This window comes from Shewanella sp. SM32 (assembly GCF_025654235.1).
In the GTDB taxonomy this organism is placed as follows: Bacteria; Pseudomonadota; Gammaproteobacteria; order Enterobacterales; family Shewanellaceae; genus Shewanella; species Shewanella oncorhynchi.
On the sequence record NZ_JAKKRO010000021.1, the window covers coordinates 39,116 to 61,263 of the forward strand.

The 22,148-nt window shown below is 46.7% G+C and carries 19 protein-coding genes; 16 read left to right on the forward strand and 3 right to left on the reverse strand.

Features of this window, described 5'->3' with window-relative positions; genetic code table 11:
- Positions 1-415: 415 nt before the first annotated feature.
- The 8 genes from gltB (at position 416) to L5M10_RS10810 (ending at position 10,427) form a co-directional block, all read left to right on the forward strand.
- On the forward strand, positions 416-4,864 hold the full coding sequence (gene gltB, locus L5M10_RS10775) for a glutamate synthase large subunit (RefSeq protein ID WP_263255252.1): 4,449 nt from the start codon (positions 416-418) through the stop codon (positions 4,862-4,864).
- A gap of 6 nt (positions 4,865-4,870) precedes the next feature.
- Complete coding sequence (locus tag L5M10_RS10780) at positions 4,871-6,277, forward strand: FAD-dependent oxidoreductase (RefSeq protein WP_263255253.1); 1,407 nt, start codon at positions 4,871-4,873, stop codon at positions 6,275-6,277.
- Between the two features lie 322 nt (positions 6,278-6,599).
- A complete protein-coding gene (locus L5M10_RS10785) occupies positions 6,600-7,310 on the forward strand; it encodes a 5'-methylthioadenosine/adenosylhomocysteine nucleosidase (protein ID WP_263255254.1) in 711 nt (236 codons plus the stop codon).
- 22 nt (positions 7,311-7,332) lie between these two features.
- Entirely contained in the window at positions 7,333-8,322 is a 990-nt protein-coding gene (locus L5M10_RS10790; RefSeq protein ID WP_212599976.1) for a cobalamin biosynthesis protein, read from the forward strand.
- Between the two features lie 56 nt (positions 8,323-8,378).
- Positions 8,379-8,756: a DUF2721 domain-containing protein gene (locus tag L5M10_RS10795; protein ID WP_012088590.1), complete on the forward strand. Its 378-nt coding sequence runs from the start codon at positions 8,379-8,381 to the stop codon at positions 8,754-8,756.
- Positions 8,753-9,379, forward strand: coding sequence for a trimeric intracellular cation channel family protein (locus tag L5M10_RS10800; protein ID WP_105249873.1), 627 nt, complete (start codon positions 8,753-8,755; stop codon positions 9,377-9,379). The genes L5M10_RS10795 and L5M10_RS10800 overlap by 4 nt, the downstream gene beginning before the upstream one ends.
- A gap of 1 nt (position 9,380) precedes the next feature.
- Entirely contained in the window at positions 9,381-9,872 is a 492-nt protein-coding gene (locus tag L5M10_RS10805) for a nuclear transport factor 2 family protein (protein WP_028760847.1), read from the forward strand.
- 126 nt (positions 9,873-9,998) lie between these two features.
- Entirely contained in the window at positions 9,999-10,427 is a 429-nt protein-coding gene (locus L5M10_RS10810; RefSeq protein ID WP_113940677.1) for a hypothetical protein, read from the forward strand.
- A 99-nt stretch (positions 10,428-10,526) separates the two neighbouring features.
- Here the strand turns inward: L5M10_RS10810 and tyrS are convergent, their stop codons facing one another.
- Positions 10,527-11,720: a tyrosine--tRNA ligase gene (gene tyrS / locus L5M10_RS10815; RefSeq protein ID WP_263200188.1), complete on the reverse strand. Its 1,194-nt coding sequence runs from the start codon at positions 11,718-11,720 to the stop codon at positions 10,527-10,529.
- A 126-nt stretch (positions 11,721-11,846) separates the two neighbouring features.
- Between tyrS and L5M10_RS10820 the strand changes: the two genes are divergently transcribed.
- From L5M10_RS10820 to L5M10_RS10840, 5 genes are all read left to right on the forward strand, one after another.
- Positions 11,847-13,253, forward strand: a complete 1,407-nt coding sequence (locus tag L5M10_RS10820) for a peptidoglycan DD-metalloendopeptidase family protein (protein WP_263255255.1) — start codon at positions 11,847-11,849, stop codon at positions 13,251-13,253.
- Between the two features lie 20 nt (positions 13,254-13,273).
- The gene (locus L5M10_RS10825) at positions 13,274-14,383 is read left to right on the forward strand and encodes an anhydro-N-acetylmuramic acid kinase (protein WP_263255256.1); all 1,110 of its coding nucleotides are present in this window, start codon (positions 13,274-13,276) and stop codon (positions 14,381-14,383) included.
- A gap of 433 nt (positions 14,384-14,816) precedes the next feature.
- The gene (aqpZ, locus tag L5M10_RS10830) at positions 14,817-15,512 is read left to right on the forward strand and encodes an aquaporin Z (RefSeq protein WP_263255257.1); all 696 of its coding nucleotides are present in this window, start codon (positions 14,817-14,819) and stop codon (positions 15,510-15,512) included.
- A 152-nt stretch (positions 15,513-15,664) separates the two neighbouring features.
- Positions 15,665-16,045 (forward strand): DUF2750 domain-containing protein, encoded by a 381-nt coding sequence (locus tag L5M10_RS10835; protein WP_263255258.1) that lies wholly within the window; start codon positions 15,665-15,667, stop codon positions 16,043-16,045.
- A gap of 25 nt (positions 16,046-16,070) precedes the next feature.
- Entirely contained in the window at positions 16,071-16,520 is a 450-nt protein-coding gene (locus L5M10_RS10840) for a hypothetical protein (protein ID WP_212599970.1), read from the forward strand.
- Positions 16,521-16,635: 115 nt separating this feature from the next.
- On the opposite strand, the gene erpA is transcribed toward L5M10_RS10840, so the two are convergent.
- Complete coding sequence (gene erpA / locus L5M10_RS10845) at positions 16,636-16,986, reverse strand: iron-sulfur cluster insertion protein ErpA (protein ID WP_006080742.1); 351 nt, start codon at positions 16,984-16,986, stop codon at positions 16,636-16,638.
- Positions 16,979-17,782: a DUF6776 family protein gene (locus L5M10_RS10850; protein WP_263255259.1), complete on the reverse strand. Its 804-nt coding sequence runs from the start codon at positions 17,780-17,782 to the stop codon at positions 16,979-16,981. Before L5M10_RS10850 ends, erpA begins: the two co-directional genes overlap by 8 nt.
- Before the next feature lie 74 nt (positions 17,783-17,856).
- Here L5M10_RS10850 and L5M10_RS10855 point away from each other — a divergent pair, with 74 nt between their 5' ends.
- The 3 genes from L5M10_RS10855 to hemL all read left to right on the forward strand — a co-directional run bounded on the left by L5M10_RS10855 (position 17,857) and on the right by hemL (position 22,116).
- Entirely contained in the window at positions 17,857-19,581 is a 1,725-nt protein-coding gene (locus L5M10_RS10855; protein WP_263255260.1) for a chloride channel protein, read from the forward strand.
- Between the two features lie 196 nt (positions 19,582-19,777).
- Positions 19,778-20,797, forward strand: a complete 1,020-nt coding sequence (locus L5M10_RS10860) for an aspartate carbamoyltransferase (RefSeq protein WP_105249881.1) — start codon at positions 19,778-19,780, stop codon at positions 20,795-20,797.
- 26 nt (positions 20,798-20,823) lie between these two features.
- Positions 20,824-22,116, forward strand: a complete 1,293-nt coding sequence (gene hemL / locus L5M10_RS10865; protein WP_105249882.1) for a glutamate-1-semialdehyde 2,1-aminomutase — start codon at positions 20,824-20,826, stop codon at positions 22,114-22,116.
- Positions 22,117-22,148: the final 32 nt, after the last annotated feature.

Consider the following 22,148-nt stretch of genomic DNA (forward strand, 5'->3'; position numbering starts at 1 on the left):
ATGTGCGCATCCTCAAATTAACACACTAACCACTGAGATCTTGCTCACACCGGCAATGAATAATAATTCAACAATTATAATTTTTTATTTAACCACTGTGTTTGCAATAAAAATCACTATTTCTAAATCAAAAACAATCCCACCTGCATGTTGCATTTTGGTAAACCCACAGTTTCCTCATTTTTAAAATTCTTTTTATTCATAATGTTATACAGCACATTTTACTGTTGACGTTAACGTAAGGCAATTGTGATTTGTGTATGAAACATGAATTAATACCCATGTTTTATGCAAATTTTTGGTTTGACCTTTATTGAATCTCAGGCTAATTTGGGTGGTTCGGGTGCATATCTATAGAAAGTCTTTACATTTTCTCCCCGAGTAGTAATCAGTTGAGGTCTAGGGAGGTTTTTGTATGAGCTTATATCATCCCAGTTTTGAGCGGGACAATTGTGGTTTTGGGTTGATAGCACAGATGGATGGCGAAGCCAGCCACCGTATAGTGCGCACGGCAATCCATGGTCTAGATCGCATGAAGCACCGAGGGGGCATTGCCTCCGACGGTCGCACTGGCGACGGCTGTGGTTTATTAATGCAATTACCCGTGCAATTTTTTGAAGCGATTGCCGCGGAAAATGATTGGCATTTGAGCAGAAAATTTGCCGTAGGTATGCTGTTTTTAAGTCAAGATGATGAACTGGCTGACCAAGCCAAGTTTATTCTTGAGCGCGAACTCGAGCGTGAAACCTTAAGTATTGCAGGCTGGCGCAAGGTGCCTGTCAATCCCGATGTGTTAGGTGAAATTGGCAAGGCTAGCCTGCCACAAATCTATCAAGTGCTGATCAACGCCCCCATTGGCTGGCGTGAAAAAGACTTGGAACGCCGCCTTTATATGGCGCGTCGCCGCTTAGAGCAGCAAATCACCGACGACAAAGACTTCTATGTCGCAAGTTTATCTGGCCAAGTTATCGTCTATAAAGGTCTGATGATGCCTGTGGACTTGCCCGCGTTTTATCCCGATCTCGCGGACATTCGCTTAAAAAGCTCTATATGCCTATTCCATCAACGTTTCTCAACGAATACTTCTCCTAAATGGCCATTAGCTCAGCCGTTTAGATATTTAGCCCATAACGGCGAAATCAATACGATTACGGGTAACCGTCAATGGGCCCGCGCCCGTGCCTATAAGTTTAATTCACCGCTACTGCCAGATTTGCAGCAGGCCGCTCCCTTTGTGAATGAAACAGGCTCAGACTCTTCATCTTTAGATAACATGCTGGAAATGCTGTTATCCGGTGGCATGGACTTATACCGTGCAATGCGTCTATTGATCCCGCCTGCTTGGCAAAGTAATCCGGAAATGGATGACGAATTAAAAGCCTTCTACGACTTTAACTCTATGCACATGGAGCCTTGGGATGGTCCGGCTGGTATTGTGATGACCAACGGTCGCCATGCCGCCTGCGCCGTAGACCGTAACGGTCTGCGTCCATCGCGTTATGTGATCACAAAAGATCGTATTTTGACCTTAGCCTCCGAAGTGGGTATTTGGGATTACGCCGCCGATGAAGTCATCGAAAAAGGCCGTGTTGGGCCTGGTGAATTGCTGGTATTAGATACCTTGAACGGCCGCCTGTACCAATCTTTTGAAATTGATAACGATCTTAAACGCCGCCACCCTTACAAAGAGTGGATGGCGAAAAACAGCCGTACTTTAACGCCAGCGGAAGATTTAGCCTCTGAGCAGCACGGTGCCAGCGAGTTAAGCCCTGAGCTATTGCTGCAATACCAAAAACAATTTGGCTATACCCGTGAGGAATTAGAACAAGTCATTTGGGTATTGGCGAAGCAAGGTGAAGAAGCCACAGGCTCCATGGGCGACGACACACCTATGGCGGTATTGTCGAAAAAGTCACGTTCACTGTATGACTATTTTAGGCAGAAATTTGCTCAAGTAACGAATCCACCTATCGACCCCTTACGTGAAAAGCACGTCATGTCGTTGACCACTTGTATTGGCCGTGAACAGAACCTCTTCAATGAAACGACTGGGCATGCTTACCGGGTAATGTTCAATTCACCTATTTTATTATTCAGTGATTTTAACCAGTTACTGGGATTAGATAGCACTTACTATCGCGCCAATATTGTCGATTTAAATTACGAACCACAGGAAGGCTTAGAAAGTGCCATTCGCCGTATCACAGCCGAAGCCGAGCGTTTAGCCCGCAGCGGCACGACTTTGTTGATCCTTTCGGATAGAGCCATAGGTAAAACGGCGCAAGTGATCCCCGCGGCCATGGCGGTCGGTTCTGTGCAGCAAATGCTGGTGAATAAGAGCCTGCGCTGCGACACCAACATTATTGTTGAAACCGCATCGGCGCGAGATCCGCATCACTTTGCTGTATTGCTTGGCTTTGGTGCCACGGCGATTTATCCGTATTTAGTGTATGAGTCAATTTCCGAACTGGCGAAACGCCATGACTTAACCGATACCACGGCATTGATGTTGAACTTCCGCTACGGCATCGAAAAAGGCTTGCGTAAGATCATGTCCAAAATGGGCATCAGCACTGTCGGCTCCTATCGTTGCAGTCAGCAATTTGAAGCCATAGGCATTGCCAGCGAAGTGATCGAACTGTGTTTTAAAGGCGTAATTAGCCGCATCGAGGGTGCAGGCTTTGCAGACATCGCTCAAGACCAAGCGATTCTGCACAAAGCTGCCTACCGTGCCCATGTGCCATTACCGCAAGGTGGCCTGCTGAAATACGTTGAGGGCGGCGAGTATCACTGTTTCAACCCTGATGTGGTCAACACCTTGCAAGCATCATTGATTGACAAAGACTTCGCGAGCTATAAAAAATTCACCGAACTCGTCGACAATCGTCCCGTGGCCACACTGCGTGACTTAATCGGTATTAAGGGCGCACAAACATCGATTAATGTCGCCGATGTAGAAGCGGCATCAAATCTATATTCACGTTTTGACAGCGCAGCCATGAGCATCGGCGCCTTGAGCCCTGAAGCCCATGAAGCGCTGGCTATCGCGATGAACCGCTTAGGTGGCCGCTCGAACTCAGGTGAAGGTGGTGAGGATGCTCGCCGCTTTAATACTGAACGCAACTCTGCGATTAAGCAGATTGCCTCGGCACGCTTTGGCGTTACGGCGCATTATTTAGTTCATGCTGATGTGTTACAGATTAAAGTCGCCCAAGGGGCAAAACCCGGTGAAGGTGGCCAGTTACCCGGCCATAAAGTGAGTGTTGAAATCGCCGGACTGCGTCATGCACGTCCTGGTGTGACCTTGATTTCACCGCCGCCGCACCACGATATTTACTCTATCGAAGATTTAGCCCAGCTGATTTTCGACTTGAAGCAAATCAATACTAAAGCGCTGATTTCAGTGAAACTTGTGTCAGAACCCGGTGTGGGCACTATCGCCACCGGCGTGGCCAAAGCCTATGCGGACATGATCACGATTTCAGGGTATGACGGCGGCACAGGTGCTAGCCCAATTACCTCAGTGAAATATGCGGGCAGTCCATGGGAGCTAGGGTTAGCAGAAGTGCATCAATCGCTAGTGGAAAATGGTCTACGCCATAAAATTCGCCTGCAGGTCGATGGCGGCTTAAAAACCGGTACCGATGTGATTAAAGCCGCGTTATTGGGCGCCGAAAGCTTTGGTTTTGGTACTGTGCCTATGATCGCCCTAGGTTGTAAATACCTGCGTATTTGCCACTTGAACAACTGTGCGACTGGCGTAGCAACGCAAGATAAAAACCTGCGCGACAACCATTACCATGGTCTGCCAGAGCGAGTGATGACTTACTTTGAGTTTGTTGCACAGGAAGTTCGTGAATGGATGGCGACCTTAGGGGTGAGCAAGTTTGAAGACTTAGTCGGTCGCAGCGAATGGTTATATGCCCTCGAAGGCCAAACCGCGAAGCAACAAGGCTTAGATCTGTCACCGATTTTGTATCAACCCAAGGTGCCTGCAACCTCGTCACGCACTTGGCAAGAAACCAATCCACCGGCGGATTTAGGGCTGCTTAACCAGCATTTATTAAACGAATGCCAAAGCGCCGTCGATAAGGGCGAGAGTTTCGATGCTGCTTACAGCATCAACAACACCGACCGTTCCGTTGGCGCGACGTTGTCAGGCTATATCGCGAGCACACTCGGCGTCAAAGGCACCAAAGCGCCGGTCAAACTGAGCTTTAACGGCAGTGCCGGCCAAAGCTTTGGCGTGTGGAACAGCCTAGGCCTTGAGTTAAAACTCTGCGGCGATGCCAACGACTATGTGGGTAAAGGCATGTCTGGCGGCCAGATTGTCATATACCCGCCTATTGGCAGCCCGTTCCAAAGTGAGCGCAGCGCCATTGTCGGTAACACGTGTCTTTACGGCGCGACGGGCGGCAAGTTCTTCGCCGCAGGTCAAGCGGGCGAGCGTTTTGCAGTCCGTAACTCTGGGGCGATTGCTGTGGTTGAAGGGCTTGGCGATAACGGCTGCGAATACATGACCAGCGGCATTGTGGTTGTCCTTGGTAAAACAGGGGTGAACTTCGGCGCTGGGATGACAGGCGGTTTTGCCTATGTGTTCGATCAATTCGGCCGCTTCAATCGCCGTGTGAATACTGAGCTTGTCGATACTCAAAAACTTGAATCACCGATCCATCAACAACATTTAAAAGGTCTGATTGAAGCCCACGTGGCCGAAACGGGCAGTGAACATGCCAAGATGATCTTAAGTGATTTTGGTAACTGGTTAGATTGCTTCGTATTAGTAAAACCTAAAAATATTGCCGTGGCCGATCTGCTCAAATTAGAGAAATCGAGCCCAGAATTAGTTGTAAAAGCGGGGTAATGGCGCATGAGTAACGATTTTCAATTTATTGAAGTGGGTCGTAAAGACCCCGCTAAACACCCTGCGGCTAAACGTGCGACTCAGTTTATTGAGATTTATCAGCCTTTTGCTCAGCCTCAAGTGGCAGAGCAAGCGGACCGCTGTTTAGATTGCGGCAATCCTTATTGTGAGTGGAAGTGCCCGCTACACAATTATATTCCTAACTGGCTCAAGCTAGCGGAACAAGGTCGCATCATGGAAGCGGCAGATTTAGTGCATGAGACCAACACTCTGCCCGAAATCTGCGGCCGTGTTTGTCCACAGGACAGACTCTGTGAAGGTGCTTGTACTCTGAACGACGACTTTGGCGCTGTCACTATCGGTAATGTCGAAAAATACATTACCGACACAGCGATCGCCCAAGGCTGGCGCCCCGATATGAGCAAGGTCACGCCACGCCCTGAACGAGTGGCGATTGTCGGTGCGGGTCCTGCGGGTTTAGGCTGCGCGGATATTCTGTCTCGCAACGGTGTTAAAGCTGTGGTCTTTGATAAATATCCACAAATTGGTGGTCTACTCACCTACGGTATTCCGTCTTTTAAACTCGACAAAGCCGTTATGGCGACCCGTCGCAGTGTATTAGAAGGCATGGGCATTGAGTTCAAACTCGGTGTCACTGTCGGTAAGGACACCCCATTTACTAAACTGCTCGAAGAATACGATGCCGTCTTCCTCGGCATGGGCACCTATACCCCGATGAAAGCAGGTCTTGAGGGTGAAGAAGCCCAAGGCGTATACCAAGCCCTGCCCTATTTGATTGGTAACACCCATCATTTAATGGGCACTCAGAATGCTGAAACGCCCTACCTGAACCTTGAAGGTAAACGTGTGGTGGTATTAGGCGGTGGTGATACTGCGATGGATTGTGTGCGCACAGCCGTCAGACAAGGTGCAAGCAGCGTAGTCTGTGCTTACCGCCGGGACGAGGCCAACATGCCAGGCTCACGTCGTGAAGTGCAAAATGCGCGGGAGGAAGGAGTTAACTTCCTGTTTAACCGTCAACCTGTGGCAATTAAAACCCAAGATGGCAAAGTAGTTGGCATTGAATGCGTCGAAACCGCCATGGGCAAAGCCGATGCCAGCGGTCGTCAACGGGCCGAAGCGATTGCAGGTAGCGAACAGTTGCTCGAAGCCGATGCGATTATTATCGCCTTTGGTTTCCAGCCTAGCCCAGCACCTTGGTTTGCCGAACACGGTATCGAGCTAGATCAATGGGGCCGAGTTAAAGCGAGTAAGTTAGATGAAAACCCATTCCAAACCACAAACCCGAAAGTGTTTGCCGGTGGTGATATGGTGCGCGGTTCTGACTTAGTCGTGACAGCCATTGCCGAAGGTCGCGATGCCGCCCAAGGTATTCTTAACTACTTAGACTAAGCGCTATAGATTAAGCGCCAACATGTTTGTTTTATCGGTAAAAAACATTTTACCCTTGTCATTTTAACAAGCACTCCAATGGCTGGACTCGTGCAAACGAGTTCAGCCATTTGCTTGTGGCTTATCGCAATCGGTTGATGGATAAAATAGATAGATAAAGCGTGCATCTTAGGGATGCACTTTTCCGTTAACCCTCCCACCTTTTTACCCCGCGATTATCAAGCAATCCCAATCTCGCCATAACGACTGCATAAAACTGTGTGGTATATTAGCCAGCATTACCGTGTCCCACTCTTTAAGTGTTGAATCAAAAAGGTCTCCCATGAAAATTGGAATTATTGGCGCAATGGAGCCAGAAGTCGCTCACCTGATCGCCGCCATGACAAATGCGACATCGCAAACCATTGCTGGTATTGAATTTATTGCTGGTACTCTCGCGGGTAAAGACGTAGTAGTAACTCGCTCAGGCATAGGTAAAGTCGCCGCAAGTATTGCGACCACGCTACTCATCGAAAAATATGCGCCGGATGCGGTGATCAATACTGGTTCTGCCGGTGGTTTTGTGGATTCGCTAGCCATTGGCGATATCGTGATTTCTTCTGAAGTGCGTCACCATGATGTGGATGTTACCGCCTTTGGTTATGAAATTGGCCAAATGGCACAGCAACCTGCTGCGTTTATTCCTGCCGCACATTTAGTTGAAGCAGCCAACAAAGCGATTGCTCAACTGGGTGAAGTCAAAGCGATTGAAGGTTTGATTTGTACTGGCGACAGCTTTATTTGCGATCCTGTTCGGACCCAAACCATGCTCAAAAACTTCCCGACTATGGCTGCCTGTGAGATGGAGGGCGCAGCTATCGCTCAAGTTTGTCATCAGTTTGGAGTGCCATTTGTGGTAATCCGCTCTTTATCGGATAACGCCAACAATGACTCGCCAGTGGATTTCGACTCTTATATTGTCAAAGCGGGTTATCACTCGGCTCTGATGGTGATGTTGCTGCTTGAGCAACTGAATCCTAGCGCAATAAAATAATCACTTAAGTGGAAAGTACCGAATGCACACCTCTTTTTATCAACAACTTGTCGAGATAGATGGCGCTTTGTTTGAAGGCTTTTTGGTACTTTTTTTTGCTTTGTTATTGGCGCGGTTAGCGCCATTGCCACGGGAAATGCAGCCGCTTATTTGGTTTAGCCATTTAGCTAAGCAACTCGCAGCCAAAGTGAATCGCCCTGAACGATCTCCAAGCCAACAAGCCACAGCAGGCTTTTTAGCTATGATGCTGTTACTGTTTCCGTTTTGGGCCATTATCACCTTTTTGCTCGAACTGGCCGCCTTTCCATGGTTTTTCGAATTTTTGGTGCTTTATCTATGCTTAACCGATGCAGGGTTTAGCCAAGTCGCCGATGAAATCGCTAAAGCCTTAAAACGTGGAGACAATGCCAGCGCAAAAAAGCTTTTACAGCCTTGGGTAGTGCGCGATACCGATAGTTTGTCGGAAATCGGCCTAGCCAAAGCCACCATAGAAAAACTCGCCACAGCGCCTATTTACGGCACAGCATCGACCATTTTCTTTTTCGCTATTGCTGGAGCACCGCTAGTACTAGCTGTGCGAATGCTCAAACAACTCGAATTGAGCTGGCCGCCCATTCAACCAAAGTATCAACATTTCTGCAGTACTGTGAATGGTGTATCCATTATCTTGCTGGCGATTCCGGCTTGGTTGTGGAGCCTGTCGCTCGCCATTCAAGGCGGGCCTAAGGCGTTTGCAAAACTTTTTAGAGCCCCTAAAAATCATCACGCTATTAGAGGTTATGTTCTCAGTGTGAATCTCGTGGCCAGTATTTTGAGAATCGAGCTCGGTGGACCACAGAAGTTTGCTGGCGTGCGTATCAATGTGGATAAATTGTGCTACGGTCCGCAGCCAACCTGTGATGACATCACGCCTGCAATTAAGCTGACCTCACGTGCCTGTGCTATCTGGTTTAGCTTTATCATTATACTGCCCTTGTTATGGGCAAGTTTACGTTGGTTACAAAGCCTGTGATATGATGCCGCATTATCTCAACGTGAAGTTAAAGGCTGACCATCTTGCTCGAAAACATGCATGTTTCATTAACAACACCTGCGTTGTTATTTCCTGCTATCTCATTGTTATTATTAGCTTATACCAATCGTTTTTTTGCCTTAGCCGCATTAATCCGAAATTTAAGCAATGGTGAAAAACCCGTACATAAAGATCAAATTAAGAACCTGAGCCAGCGTATTACTATCATTCGTCGAATGCAGGAAGCAGGCGTGTCAAGCTTTGCCCTATGCGTACTGTGTATGATTTTTATCTATATCGGCTTTAATAAAACCGGCTCAGTGATTTTTGGCGCTAGCCTACTGCTCTTGCTCTATTCACTGATTTTATCTGTGATTGAAATCCGCATCTCTGTTGACGCATTAAATATCCATATCAAAGAGATGAGTAAATGAGCCAGTGGATCTACTTTTTTGATTTATGGGGTACCGCTGTATTTGCATTATCCGGCGCACTTGCCGCTGGACGCCATAGAATGGACCCCTTTGGCGTAATCGTGCTCGCCTCGGTTACCGCTGTCGGTGGTGGCAGTATTCGTGATGCCTTAATTGGTGCAACGCCAGTGTTCTGGATCCGCGACCCGAATTACATCATAGTGATCCTCGCAACCGTGCTCGTCTGTTTGCTATTAGTCCGTCGCCCTCGTAAGGTACCCGAGTATATTTTACCCGTCGCAGATGCCTTTGGATTGGCCCTCTTTACCGTGATAGGTGCTGAAAAGGCCCTCAATATGGGCTTGAGTGGGATGATTGCCGTCGTAATGGGCTTGATCACAGGCGTGGGAGGAGGCATTATTCGAGACTTACTGTGTAGACAAGTTCCTATGGTCTTACGCACAGAAGTCTATGCCACAGCTTCGATCATAGGTGGTATCGGCTATACCGTGAGCTTAGCCTACGGTATGGGCGAAAAAATGGCGCTGTTTCTGGCGATGGCCAGTGCCCTGTTAATCCGCTTAAGTGCCATCAAGTGGCATCTTTCATTACCGGCCTTTGATCTCAAGACCAAGAGGGAATAGTTTGCGAATATTGTGTTTTATTTTGTGCCTCATTTTTGTTCCAGCCCTCAATCCTGCAGCGGCGCAAGCCAACTCAGGTGAAATGCCACAAGAACAGCAGTTAGCCGTAAAATATATGAATGCGCTAACTGAACACGACTATAAGACACTGCGCAAATTCTATAACCGCGAAAGCGTCTTCTTCGACAAAACCGCCAACCGCAAATACACCGGCGGCCGCTTCATCATCGACTTCCTTGAGCGCGCCCACGAGGGCGTGCTCGAGTACAACTTCAACATAGAACATATGTATAACGCAGGCTCTTTAGTAGTGATGATAGGTAACTATCATTTCAAGGGTCCAGGTGAACAATTTGGCAAACCGGGGAAAATCATCGATGTTGCGATACCTGGTGTGACAAGCCTTAAGATCGACATGCTCAATCGCAGAGTAACGGAACATGTCGACCTAATCGATTACCAGACCATGTCAGACCAATTAGCGATGCAATAGTCACAAAATTTATCCGTCTTTGAAACTTGATCCCTAAAAACGAGTCGAAACTAACAATGAGTCAATACCACTGCGTGTTTCACCCTTGAAAAATTGACTGATCCGTTTCGTTTCAATGAGGTTTGTATGAAGTTTTTTGGATTGATTGCCCTACTCGCCCTTAATGGCTTAATACTGGCCCCCAAAGCACAGGCCTTACAGCCCATTATCGTTTCCTACGCCGTTCAGCCAGTAAGCCATTTTAATCAACAACTACGTACCGCTCAGGCGCAACATCAGCCTTGGTCGGAAGATCCCAATAAAATCAGCAGCCAATATGCAGGCAACAAATTTACCTTAGTGCGAACTCAAACCAATAAAGACGGCATTTTAACCTATCAAGTGAGCGAGCTTTCCAAGCAGCATCCACAGATGCTGTTGATTATCTCACTGAAACAAAACGCTAAACTTTGGCAGGTAAGTTCGGCCCAATTGGCATGGAAATGCAGTGGCGGGCAACACTTTGGCACCGACAGATGTAATATCGCCGAGCATGAGGCCAGCACAGCGCCTTAATCTTGTATTGTCAAAAGATTCAAAAACAAAGAGCGCCCTAAGGCGCTCTTTTTGTTCGTTTAAACTTACTGTAGCGTAAACCTAACTAAACCAACGTCACTATACCAAAGTCACTTTGGCAAACTTACGTTTACCGACTTGGAATACAGCAACAGTACCCGCGAACAAAGTCATACGGCTATCTTCTAGCTTTTCGCCGTCCATCTTCACCGCGCCTTGCTTGATCATCCGCATCGCTTCTGAAGTCGATGACACTAAGTCAGCGTCTTTCAACAGATTGGCAATCGCAATACCTTCACCCGCAGCTAACTCAATTTCTTCGATATCATCGGGGATCATGCCCTTAGAACGATCGACAAAGGCTTGATGCGCACTTTCGGCAGACGCTGCATCGTGGAAACGTGTGATAATTTCCTTAGCTAAGGCGATTTTAATGTCACGTGGGTTAGACCCATTCGCCACATCTTGCTTAAACTGTTCAATTTCAGCCAGTGGGCGGAATGACAGTAGTTCAAAGTAGCGCCACATCAAGTCATCCGAAATTGACATCAGCTTGCCAAACATTTCGTTGGCAGGTTCGCTCACGCCAATATAGTTATGCGCCGATTTAGACATTTTCTTCACGCCATCTAAACCTTCAAGCAGCGGCATCATGATCACAGCTTGTGGCTTTTGGCCTTCGGCTTTTTGCAGCTCACGGCCCATTAACAGGTTGAACTTTTGATCTGTACCACCCAGCTCAACATCGGCCTGTAGCGCAACTGAGTCATAGCCCTGAAGTAAAGGATACATAAACTCATGAATCGCAATCGACTGACCCGAGGCATAACGCTTCTTAAAGTCATCGCGCTCCATCATACGAGCCACAGTTTGCTTAGACGCGAGACGGATCATACCTGCGGCGCCCAATGGCTCTAACCAGCTTGAGTTGAATTCGATACGAGTCTTAGCAGGATCGAGGATCTTGTAAACCTGTTCTTTATAGGTTTCTGCGTTTGCTAAAACTTGTTCACGGGTGAGCGGCGGACGTGTGCTATTTTTACCACTTGGGTCCCCCACCATACCAGTAAAGTCACCAATCAAAAAAATGACTTCATGACCTAACTCTTGGAATAATCTTAATTTATTCAAGATTACTGTGTGTCCAAGATGGATATCCGGAGCGGTAGGGTCAGCGCCTAACTTAATACGGAGTGGACGTCCTTCTTTGAGTTTTTCCAGCAGATCCGCTTCGAGTAAAATCTCATCGGTACCACGTCTAATTTCTGCTAATACTTGGTCTAAATCAGCCATCTCGGCAGGGACTCCTAAGGCCATGATCATAAAATGAAGAGACTTATGTTACTTGTTAGCCACCACAATTGAAAGTGTGTACACTAACGGGATTATTTAAGTCTCTGGTTATTGGTATCGGCGTCAATGGGAAAGGTTATAACGTTATTTAAATTGTTGCCTAAAAAGCATCAAATTCTCCTTAGCATTCTTTCAGTTATCACAATGATAACCATGCTTCTACCTTCTGAAGAAGCGCAAGCTTCAAGACAAACCACTAGCATTGATGACCAAGCTCAAATCAACACCCGTTATGATGTGCCCTTAGCTTTTCGCTCGCCTGAACGCCCTGAGTTGCCAGAAGGTCAAACAGATAATGCTCCGACAACGGCTGAACCGTTATCCTCACCCGATGCGCTCGCTGCAGCTGGAGCCAATAATCAAACCGCAGGATCCCACGAAAGCGCTCTTCACAGAGATGTCGAACATTTTAACGTCAAAAATGGTGATACTTTAGCCGCGGTATTTGATCGCGCTGGCTTAACCAGCAAAGACGTTTATGAAATCACCCAGTTGCCTTTAGCCAAGCAAAACTTGCTTAAGATAATGCCGGGCGAAGAAATTGTGATTTCAAAGGATGAAAACGGTAATTTGACTGAAGTGCGTTATCGAGTCGATGCTATTTCAACCCTAGTCATCACTAAAAGCCAAGAGCAATACAACGAAAAAATCTCCGAAAAGGATGTGGAAATCCGCAACCATTTCACCAGTGCCAAAATTAAGAGCAATTTCTGGAATGCCGCTGTGGATGCAGGCATGTCTGCTAACCAGATATTACAATTATCGACCGTATTCGGCTGGGATATCGACTTTGCCTTAGACTTACGCGAAGGCGACAGCTTCGCCATTATTTACGAGCAAGAATATGCCGATGGTGAATTTTTGCGTAATGGCAATATCTTAGCTGCAGAATTTGTTAACCAAGATGAGCGCTATACTGCCATTCGCTATACCGACGGTAACTATTATTCCGAAAATGGCACTAGCATGCGTAAAGCCTTCCTGCGCTCACCGGTCGATTTTAAGTATGTCAGCTCCAACTTTAACCCAAGACGTTTGCACCCAGTGACAGGCCAAGTCAAAGCCCATCGCGGTGTAGACTATGTCGCAGCCATTGGCACGCCCATTAAAGCTGCGGGTAGTGGACGCGTTATTGAGTCTGGTTATAATCAATTCAACGGTAACTATGTGTTTATCAAACATAACGATACCTATACCACCAAATATCTACACCTCACAAAACGTAATGTCAGCAAAGGCGCCAACGTTAAGCAAGGACAAATTATTGGTACTTTAGGTAAAACAGGCCGTGTCACTGGGGCTCATTTACATTACGAATTTATCGTCAATGGCGTACACCGCAACCCGAGAACGATTACGCTACCGAAATCCGAATCAATTGCGAGAAAAGAAAAAAATCAATTCGATGCACTTAGCAAGCAATTGATGACTACACTTTCGCAAAACAAGCAAACGCAATTGGCAATGCAATAACGACGGATGGATTCCTCCCAATGAAAAACGCTTATTATATTGGACTTATGTCAGGCACCAGCATGGACGGTGTCGATGCAGTATTGGTCGACTTTTCAGGCGCACAGCCGCAGCTTATCGCCAGCCATACCGAAGCTATTCCGAGCCATTTGCTCAAAGGTCTACAGCGCCTGTGCTTACCCAGCTCAGATGAAATTAACCGCCTCGGCCGTTTAGATCGTAATGTGGGTCAGCTGTTTGCCTTAGCCGTCAATAATCTGATGGCTAAATGTGCTATTGCGAAAGAAGATGTCATCGCCATTGGTAGCCATGGTCAAACTGTGCGCCATATGCCAAACCTCGAAGTGGGTTTTACCTTACAAATTGGCGATCCTAATACTATTGCGACCGAAACAGGCATAGATGTCATTGCCGATTTTCGTCGCAAAGATATTGCTCTTGGTGGGCAAGGTGCGCCCTTAGTACCCGCATTCCACCAGCAAACCTTTGCCCAAGTCGGTAAAAAACGTGTCATCCTCAATATTGGTGGTATTGCCAATATCACCTATCTGCCGGGCAATAGCGAAGAAGTTTTAGGCTTTGATACAGGGCCTGGCAACACCTTAATTGATGCCTGGATGCAACAGGTTAAAAGTGAGCCCTTCGATAAAAATGGCGAATGGGCTGCATCCGGAAAAACTGATCAAAGCTTATTAACTCAGTTGCTTTCGCATCCGTATTTTTCCCTTGCTTACCCTAAAAGCACTGGTCGCGAACTGTTTAACCAAGCTTGGTTAGAGCAGCAATTATCGCCCTTTAATCATTTAGATGAAGAAGATATTCAATCAACTTTATTGGATTTAACCTGCCACAGCATAGCCCAAGACATTATAAAACTATCCAATGAAGGAGAATTATTCGTCTGTGGCGGCGGTGCATTTAATGGTCAACTGATGCAGCGTCTTGCAGCCTTATTACCAGGTTATAAGCTGGATACTACCTCGGCCCTTGGCGTAGATCCTAAGTGGGCAGAAGGCATCGCCTTTGCCTGGCTCGCCATGCGCAATCACTTATGTTTACCCGCTAATCTCCCTGCTGTAACAGGCGCCTCCCGCGAAGCAGTACTCGGCGGACGATTTATCGCTAAGTAATTGGCCTTCGCAAAATACTAAAGCGATAACTTAAACAAGAGCTTCTACATGAAGCTCTTGTTGTCTTTAAAAGACAAACTAATCTTTTCCCCTCTTCCTGCCTAAATTTATCAAGAAAATCAGCAGCTATTTTAAAGCCATCTATTCTTAATTACTGAAGTATTTAGTGACAGAAACATGAGTAAAAAAGTTTCGTCACTGAAGCTTAATCAAGTCTCACTATAGTAAAAACGGATACAGGATATTGCTCTAAACAGCTCAAACACTTAGGAATAGCCTCATAGGCGTCCAATAAGAAACTGGTTTTAAGGGAACTCGTGTCTACAGCGCGATTTTGCTCACTCAGACAAGATCCGTTAATAGGCAGGTAAATTAGGAATAAAGACGCACTGATTAACAAACAAGCGTCTTTAAAAGAATAGGAAATCAAACAATGAACATGTCACAAAAAATGGCGGCAGAATTTCTTGGCACCTTATGGTTAGTCCTTGGAGGTTGTGGCAGTGCGGTACTTGCCGCTGCATTTCCCGAGGTGGGCATAGGCTTACTCGGTGTCGCGCTCGCATTTGGCTTAACGGTTCTGACTATGGCCTTTGCGATTGGCCATATTTCAGGTTGTCATCTCAACCCTGCAGTGTCATTCGGCATTTGGGCTGGGGGACGTTTTCCGGCAGCAGAATTATTGCCCTATATCATAGCCCAAGTCGCGGGTGGAATTGTGGGCGCTGGCATCTTGTATCTCATCGCTTCAGGACAAGAGGGATTTTCACTCGCGGGCGGATTTGCCTCTAACGGTTTTGGTGAGCACTCACCGGGTGGCTATAGCATGCTGTCGGTGATGATTTGTGAAATCGTTATGACACTGTTCTTCTTGATTATTATTTTAGGCGCCACCGATGAGCGAGCGCCTAAAGGATTTGCCCCAATTGCCATAGGGTTAGGTTTAACCCTAATTCACCTTATTAGTATTCCTGTGTCCAATACTTCGGTGAACCCAGCGCGTAGCACAGGCCCTGCACTGTTTGTCGGTGACTGGGCGGTATCACAACTCTGGTTGTTCTGGGTAGCACCGATTGTCGGCGCTATTTTGGCGGGCTTTATCTATCGCTACTTCCGCGCGGCAGAATAAAAGCCGAAGATCTAACACAACAGCGCTCTCTTGGCGCTGTTGTTCTTTTTCTAATCCCGCTCTAATGTTACCATTTAGCCAACTGGCGAATTTTGCTGTGCGACTAAATACACAACAGGCTTCGCCCTATCCAAGCAAAAGAGATATTTTTCATGAGCAAGACTGTTAAAAAACTCGCTGAGACAGCAGCAATGACGCCAGAAGCCCGTTACGATTACCTCGTTGAACAAGTTAAAGAACACAAAATACTTTGGACATTACAAGATCAAGACGGTTGCGTGATGTTAACCACTGAAGAAGAAGATTGCATCCCAATGTGGCCAACCGAAGAAGCCGCTGATTCTTGGGCTATGGATGAATGGAGTGATTGCCAAACGTTAGCGATTCCACTCGACGAATTTCACGAAAGATGGGTGCCAGGCATGGAAGATGACGACCTCTTTGTCGCCGTATTCCCAGTATTAGATGATTTAGGTGTGGTAATCCCACCTTATGAGTTAGATCAAAGATTAGCGCCTAAGCAAAGCCACTAATCGCTATCGCTAAACGAGAATGCCTATGAGCGAGCAAAAATCGGCGATACCGACACCAGAGGCAAGTACAGCCCTTAGTCAGCACTTTCCGAAACGACTCATTGCCCTATTGCTAGTGTATGTTGTTGCGTCAGTGAGTGGCTTAATCGCTAAACAAGGGGTGTTATTTTGTCTGCTAACCCTCCTGATGGTGATTGCCATTATCGGTCGGCAAAAAGCAGGGCTTATCATGCTGCGCGGCTACACAGTCGTGCAGCTTGGATTGATTAGCATGCTGCCAGTGATCATGTACGATCCGGGCAACTTAGTGGTAGGTCCAACGACAGTGTACTTAGGTGAATGGCAGGGAAAACTGCCTGACTATATAATTTTTATCGCTTTGATCGTCTTGTCATTGCTGCAAGTTTGGATAGCCTTTGATAAAAAGGTAAAGGCATGGTTTAAGCCTAAGCTTAACCTGAACATCATGAGCTAAGCTCTTGTAGAAAATAAATTTAGCCCAACAAAAAGCCGTCATTGCGACGGCTTTTTTGATCTCACTCCACGCCTAAAAAGATGCAAAGTTAGTCATCATTAAACAGAAAAAATTTTTACACAGAGAAACTGGCACCACAGCCACAAGTTGTGGTTGCGTTAGGGTTTTTCACGAAGAAGCGAGAACCTTCCAGTCCTGAAGTGTAATCCACTTCACCACCGACTAAATATTGTAGGCTCATAGGATCGACAACCAAGAGAACGCCTTGTTTTTCTATCGTAAAATCGCCGTCATTAACCTTTTCATCAAAGGTAAAGCCGTACTGAAATCCAGAACAACCACCACCAGTCACATAGACTCGTAGCTTAAGTGCAGGATTTTGCTCTTCTTCCAGCAAACCTTTCACCTTAGCGGCTGCCGCATCGGTAAATTGGATTGGCATTGCTGTATCAGCTTGATCAGTCATTACTACCTCTTACATCAGTTTTCTGGGGCAAATTATCCTTTACCTGACTGTTTTGTTCAAGTATTACCCGTGGTTCTTTTTCACCCTGTAATAACTCAGGGGCACTATAGACATGTTCGGTCTGCGAATTCTTAGTCCAGCGGCTCGAAGGCACCAGCACTTTGACTTTCACTTGTTGTAAATTAAAGCCAGCAGGAACAGTGACCTTGGTATCTATGACTTGAAAATAACGAAAATCAAATTCCAACTTAGAACCCGTGAGTTTGTTCACACTCAAACTAACAGATTTGCCATTTTGCACACCAATGAGCGTCAATTCAGTTCGACCTTGAATAGCTTGCTTACGCTTTTGCAACTGAGTCAACACCAACTTGAGATGATATTCATCGGCCAAAGCGCCCCGCGTCATTTCAAGTCCGTGAATAGCAACACCTTCAGCATTATCATCCGGTGTCATAATGCTGCGGTAAAATGCCAGCTCATGTTCCAATTCTTTTTGCTTTTTCATTTGCTGGCCAAACATTTCTTGCATTTGGGTATTAGCCTCTCGCTCGACGGACAGCTCTAAATTTCGGGTTGCAAGTAGTTGGGTCTGTGCCTCTAACTCAGCGGTCAAGCGTTGAGTCTTGCTGCAGATATGCTTAACAACAGGCTCATCGCTACTTAATAGCAAAAAACTTATCCAAGCCCCAAAAAGAATAGAAACTAACACTAAAAGCGATAAATATACAGAAGATGGACGATACTTGAGATCCATCACTTGCAGCCGATCTAGCCAACGATGATAATTTGGCATTAGGTAACAGCCCCTTATATAAAATACAATCAACTCAAGAACGAGTTCGATACAATACAACTCAGGCCAATGTAGTGCAATTAACGATAAATAAAGTCGCTATCCAACATGCCATAGTCACAGCCAAAAAGTATTTAACCAATGAGCTACGTGACCATTTATCTCAAGCCCGCATCAGTGCACAGCTGTGCATACTGGCACTGTTATTTGCTATTTTTGCATCCTGTGTGATCTTACTGTTTCGACTCTTGCTCGTTTGGGCTAATCATTACACCCAAATACAGGCGCTGGATTTTACGGGGAACGTCGCCGACTGGCGAGCCCTGTTACCCCTTTTAGGCGCAATATTAATTTGGATAGTGGCGAAGTTGGGCTCCAAACGCTACAAACGTATGGGAATAGCCTATGTATTACATAGAGTTAAACTGCATTATGGTAAAATCCCCCTACAATCCGCCGCTGGGCAATTTTTTCAAGCACTCTTTGCCCTAGGCACAAATTTCTCAGTCGGCCGTGAAGGTCCAGCCATTCATCTGGGTGCTGTCAGCGCCAGTTTTCTCGCTGAAAAATTCAATCTTCCCGATAATAGCGTACGCATCATGTGTGCCAGTGGGATTGCCGCAGGGATTGCCGCCACTTTTAACGCGCCCTTAGCGGCGGTGATTTTTGTACTCGAAGTGATAGTACGTGAATATAAAATCCATTACTTTTTCCCGATTATGCTCTCCACAATTTGTGGCGCAGTTTCAAGCCAACTGGTGTTTGGTAATGTGCACGAATTTGACCGTATTCAAGTGATCCACATTCCCTTAGACCATTACCCTATTCTCGCCATTGGTGGCGTGGTATTGGGCTGCGCCGCGGCACTATTTAATTACTCGCTATTAAAAGTCACCGCGACGGGTCAAAACTGGCCACTCATTTACCGACTATTACTGGCGGGCAGCGTCACCACACTAATCGGTCTCGTGTTGCCGCAAGCCCTTGGCACGGGCGATCTCGCCATTAGCGAAGCCATTAGCCAACATCCAAGCCTGTTGCTGTTAATCGCCCTGTTATTTGCCAAAACCATCGCCACTATTGCGGCGATTGGCTTAGGTATTCCCGGTGGTTTGATTGGTCCACTTTATGGTATCGGCGCGCTGCTCGGGGCGATTTTGGCGCTGATCAGCGCTATCTTATTTCCCTCCATCGCCCCTTATGTAGGGCTTTACACTGTAATCGGCATGACAGCCATGATGGGCGTGTGTTTAAGCGCGCCGCTGGCCGCCTTAGTCGCCCTGTTAGAAATGACTAATGACGCCAGCATTATTTTACCGGCAATGTTTGTAACAATTCCGGCTTTTTTAATTGCTTCTCAGGGTTTTAAGACTGACTCCATTTTCTTTAAGCAATTAGAAATTATGGGACTAGGTTATAAGGTCGCCCCCGTGAATTTAGCACTGCAAAAAAAAGGCGTGCGAGCCTTAATGGATAAACGCTTTGTTATCGTCAATAACAACGATGAATTGTTACTCGAAGTGCTAAAACGCGCCGAAGGTCGCCCTGTGCTAGTCCGCAATGCCGATGGCATTATCGAAATGCTTAGTCTTGAAATGCAATCCTATGATGACAGTACCACGCTATCACGCCATCCCATGCAAGGGCTAAGCGACAGCACCACCCTCAATGAAGTCTATTCACTATTGTCGCCCAAACGCTGCGGTGAGGTGTTTATCTATCAAGATACACCAGACAATGTGGTTGGGGTGATCAGTTGGTCGAACCTACAACAGGAGATTCGTTCAGGCCAAGCCTAATATCGCTTCAAAACCTGAGACGGCAGATTAAAAGCTTTGGGCTTCATCGCAAAAATCTAACACAGTGGCAATGTGGCTATTTCGTTGCCCCAGTGCTTCTGCTACAATCGCGCCTCAGCCACCCTACATAACATCAGGGCAGATAAGCGCGATAATGCTGCTTAAAATGCCCCCTAGCAAATTGGAAAACAGGCTGATGAATCAGTTCGAAGGATCCCATATCCTCTCCGTAAACCAGTTAGATCTTGACTCAATCCAAACTATTTTTAATGTCGCTAGCCGCATGATGCCCTATGCACTTCGAGAGAAGCGCAATAATGTGCTCGATGGCGCCATTTTAGGTAACCTGTTTTTCGAACCGAGTACCCGTACTCGCGTAAGTTTTGGCTGTGCCTTTAACTTACTTGGCGGCCATGTACGTGAAACCACAGGTATGGCTTCATCGTCTTTATCTAAAGGTGAATCCCTGTACGATACGGCGCGGGTGTTATCCACCTATTCTGATGTCATTGCCATGCGCCATCCAGACTCTTACTCGGTCAAAGAGTTTGCTGAAGGCAGCCGCGTCCCAGTGATCAACGGCGGCGATGGTTCGAACGAGCATCCGACCCAAGCTTTGCTCGACTTATACACTATCCAAAAAGAACTCAAGTGTGCTGGCCGCGGTATAGATGGCATGCACATCGCTATGGTCGGCGACTTAAAATTTGGCCGTACAGTGCATTCACTGTCGCGCTTACTCTGCATGTATAAGAACATCAGTTTCACACTGATTTCACCTGCTGAATTAGCTATGCCTGATTATGTGATCTCCGACATTGAAAATGCTGGCCATAGCATCAAAATAACCGACCAACTTGAAGGCCATTTAGATCAAGCAGATATTTTGTATCTCACTCGCATTCAAGAAGAACGCTTCCCTTCACAGGAAGAAGCAAATAAGTATCGCGGCAAGTTCCGCTTAAATCGCAGTATTTACACTCAGCATTGCAAATCTAACACTGTCATTATGCATCCGCTTCCAAGGGATTCACGCGCGCAAGCCAATGAGTTAGATAATGATTTAAACAGCCATCCCAATCTTGCTATCTTCAGACAGGCGGATAATGGACTGTTAATTCGCATGGCTTTGTTTGCATTGACACTCGGCGTTGATAATCAACTCGAAAAATATGAGTGTCCGGTTAATTGGTATTCACGTAAAGCCGATCGCTAATTGGCTACAGACTTTAAGGACTAAACATGACCCGTTCCGAAGCGCTATTTGAACAGGCTAAAAAAACCATCCCCGGCGGCGTTAACTCTCCGGTTCGTGCATTTAATGGTGTAGGCGGTTCGCCCCTGTTTATTGAAAAAGCTAACGGCGCTTATATTTACGATGCCGATGGTAAAGCTTATATCGACTATGTCGGTTCTTGGGGCCCGATGATCCTCGGCCACAACCATCCTAAAATCCGTGCAGCTGTATTAGCAGCAGTAGAAAATGGCTTATCTTTTGGTGCGCCAACTGAGCTTGAAGTGCAAATGGCCGAAAAAGTCATCTCTATGGTGCCTTCTATCGAGCAAGTACGCATGGTGAGTTCAGGTACAGAAGCCACTATGAGTGCTATCCGTTTAGCACGCGGTTTTACCAATCGTGACAAGATCTTAAAATTTGAAGGCTGCTACCACGGCCACGCAGATTGCCTGTTAGTGAAAGCCGGTTCTGGCGCGTTAACGTTAGGCCAACCTAGCTCACCAGGTATTCCAGAAGATTTCGCCAAGCACACCTTAACCGCTGTGTATAACGATTTAGATTCAGTTAGAACCCTGTTCGAACAGTATCCAACTGAGATTTCTTGCATCATCATAGAGCCCGTTGCTGGCAACATGAACTGCATTCCACCTGTCCCAGGTTTCCTTCAAGGCCTGCGTGATATGTGTGATGAGTTTGGCGCGCTGTTGATTATCGATGAAGTGATGACAGGTTTTCGCGTATCACTAAGTGGTGCTCAAGGTTACTACGGCGTCACACCAGACTTAACCACACTTGGTAAAGTGATTGGTGGCGGCATGCCAGTGGGGGCTTTCGGTGGCCGTAAAGATGTGATGCAATTTATCGCCCCTACGGGTCCGGTTTACCAAGCGGGTACGTTATCGGGTAACCCCATTGCGATGTCAGCGGGTCTGGCACAAATGGAAGCCCTGTGTGAAGAAGGTCTATACGAAGCACTGAGCGCGAAAACAAAACGTATTGCAGAAGGCTTTAAAGCGGCTGCGGATAAGCACGGTATTCCAATGGCGATCAACTATGTTGGTGGCATGTTCGGTTTCTTCTTCACAGAACAACCGGAGATCACCCGTTTCGACCAAGTGACCCAATGCAACATCGAACAGTTCCGTATTTTCTACCACGGCATGCTAGATGAAGGTGTTTACTTAGCGCCAAGTGCCTATGAAGCTGGCTTCCTGTCAATGGCCCATGGCGAAGAAGAGATGCGCTTAACCTTAGAAGCGGCTGATCGCGTATTGGCGAGCATGAAAGCGGCAAGCTAAGCCTAAGCTTTAGTATTTAAGCCGTTTAAACA

What these genes read in the sequence shown, in the direction of transcription:
- L5M10_RS10780 (WP_263255253.1), top strand. Translation starts at nt 4,871, where the DNA reads ATGAGTAACGATTTTCAATTTATTGAAGTGGGTCGTAAAGACCCCGCT.
- L5M10_RS10800 (WP_105249873.1), top strand. Translation starts at nt 8,753, where the DNA reads ATGAGCCAGTGGATCTACTTTTTTGATTTATGGGGTACCGCTGTATTT.
- L5M10_RS10820 (WP_263255255.1), top strand. Translation starts at nt 11,847, where the DNA reads ATGGGAAAGGTTATAACGTTATTTAAATTGTTGCCTAAAAAGCATCAA.
- L5M10_RS10810 (WP_113940677.1), top strand. Translation starts at nt 9,999, where the DNA reads ATGAAGTTTTTTGGATTGATTGCCCTACTCGCCCTTAATGGCTTAATA.
- erpA (WP_006080742.1), bottom strand. Translation starts at nt 16,986, where the DNA reads ATGACTGATCAAGCTGATACAGCAATGCCAATCCAATTTACCGATGCG.
- L5M10_RS10825 (WP_263255256.1), top strand. Translation starts at nt 13,274, where the DNA reads ATGAAAAACGCTTATTATATTGGACTTATGTCAGGCACCAGCATGGAC.
- tyrS (WP_263200188.1), bottom strand. Translation starts at nt 11,720, where the DNA reads ATGGCTGATTTAGACCAAGTATTAGCAGAAATTAGACGTGGTACCGAT.
- L5M10_RS10840 (WP_212599970.1), top strand. Translation starts at nt 16,071, where the DNA reads ATGAGCGAGCAAAAATCGGCGATACCGACACCAGAGGCAAGTACAGCC.
- L5M10_RS10790 (WP_212599976.1), top strand. Translation starts at nt 7,333, where the DNA reads ATGCACACCTCTTTTTATCAACAACTTGTCGAGATAGATGGCGCTTTG.
- L5M10_RS10795 (WP_012088590.1), top strand. Translation starts at nt 8,379, where the DNA reads ATGCATGTTTCATTAACAACACCTGCGTTGTTATTTCCTGCTATCTCA.
- L5M10_RS10785 (WP_263255254.1), top strand. Translation starts at nt 6,600, where the DNA reads ATGAAAATTGGAATTATTGGCGCAATGGAGCCAGAAGTCGCTCACCTG.
- L5M10_RS10835 (WP_263255258.1), top strand. Translation starts at nt 15,665, where the DNA reads ATGAGCAAGACTGTTAAAAAACTCGCTGAGACAGCAGCAATGACGCCA.
- L5M10_RS10850 (WP_263255259.1), bottom strand. Translation starts at nt 17,782, where the DNA reads ATGCCAAATTATCATCGTTGGCTAGATCGGCTGCAAGTGATGGATCTC.
- L5M10_RS10860 (WP_105249881.1), top strand. Translation starts at nt 19,778, where the DNA reads ATGAATCAGTTCGAAGGATCCCATATCCTCTCCGTAAACCAGTTAGAT.
- aqpZ (WP_263255257.1), top strand. Translation starts at nt 14,817, where the DNA reads ATGAACATGTCACAAAAAATGGCGGCAGAATTTCTTGGCACCTTATGG.
- hemL (WP_105249882.1), top strand. Translation starts at nt 20,824, where the DNA reads ATGACCCGTTCCGAAGCGCTATTTGAACAGGCTAAAAAAACCATCCCC.
- gltB (WP_263255252.1), top strand. Translation starts at nt 416, where the DNA reads ATGAGCTTATATCATCCCAGTTTTGAGCGGGACAATTGTGGTTTTGGG.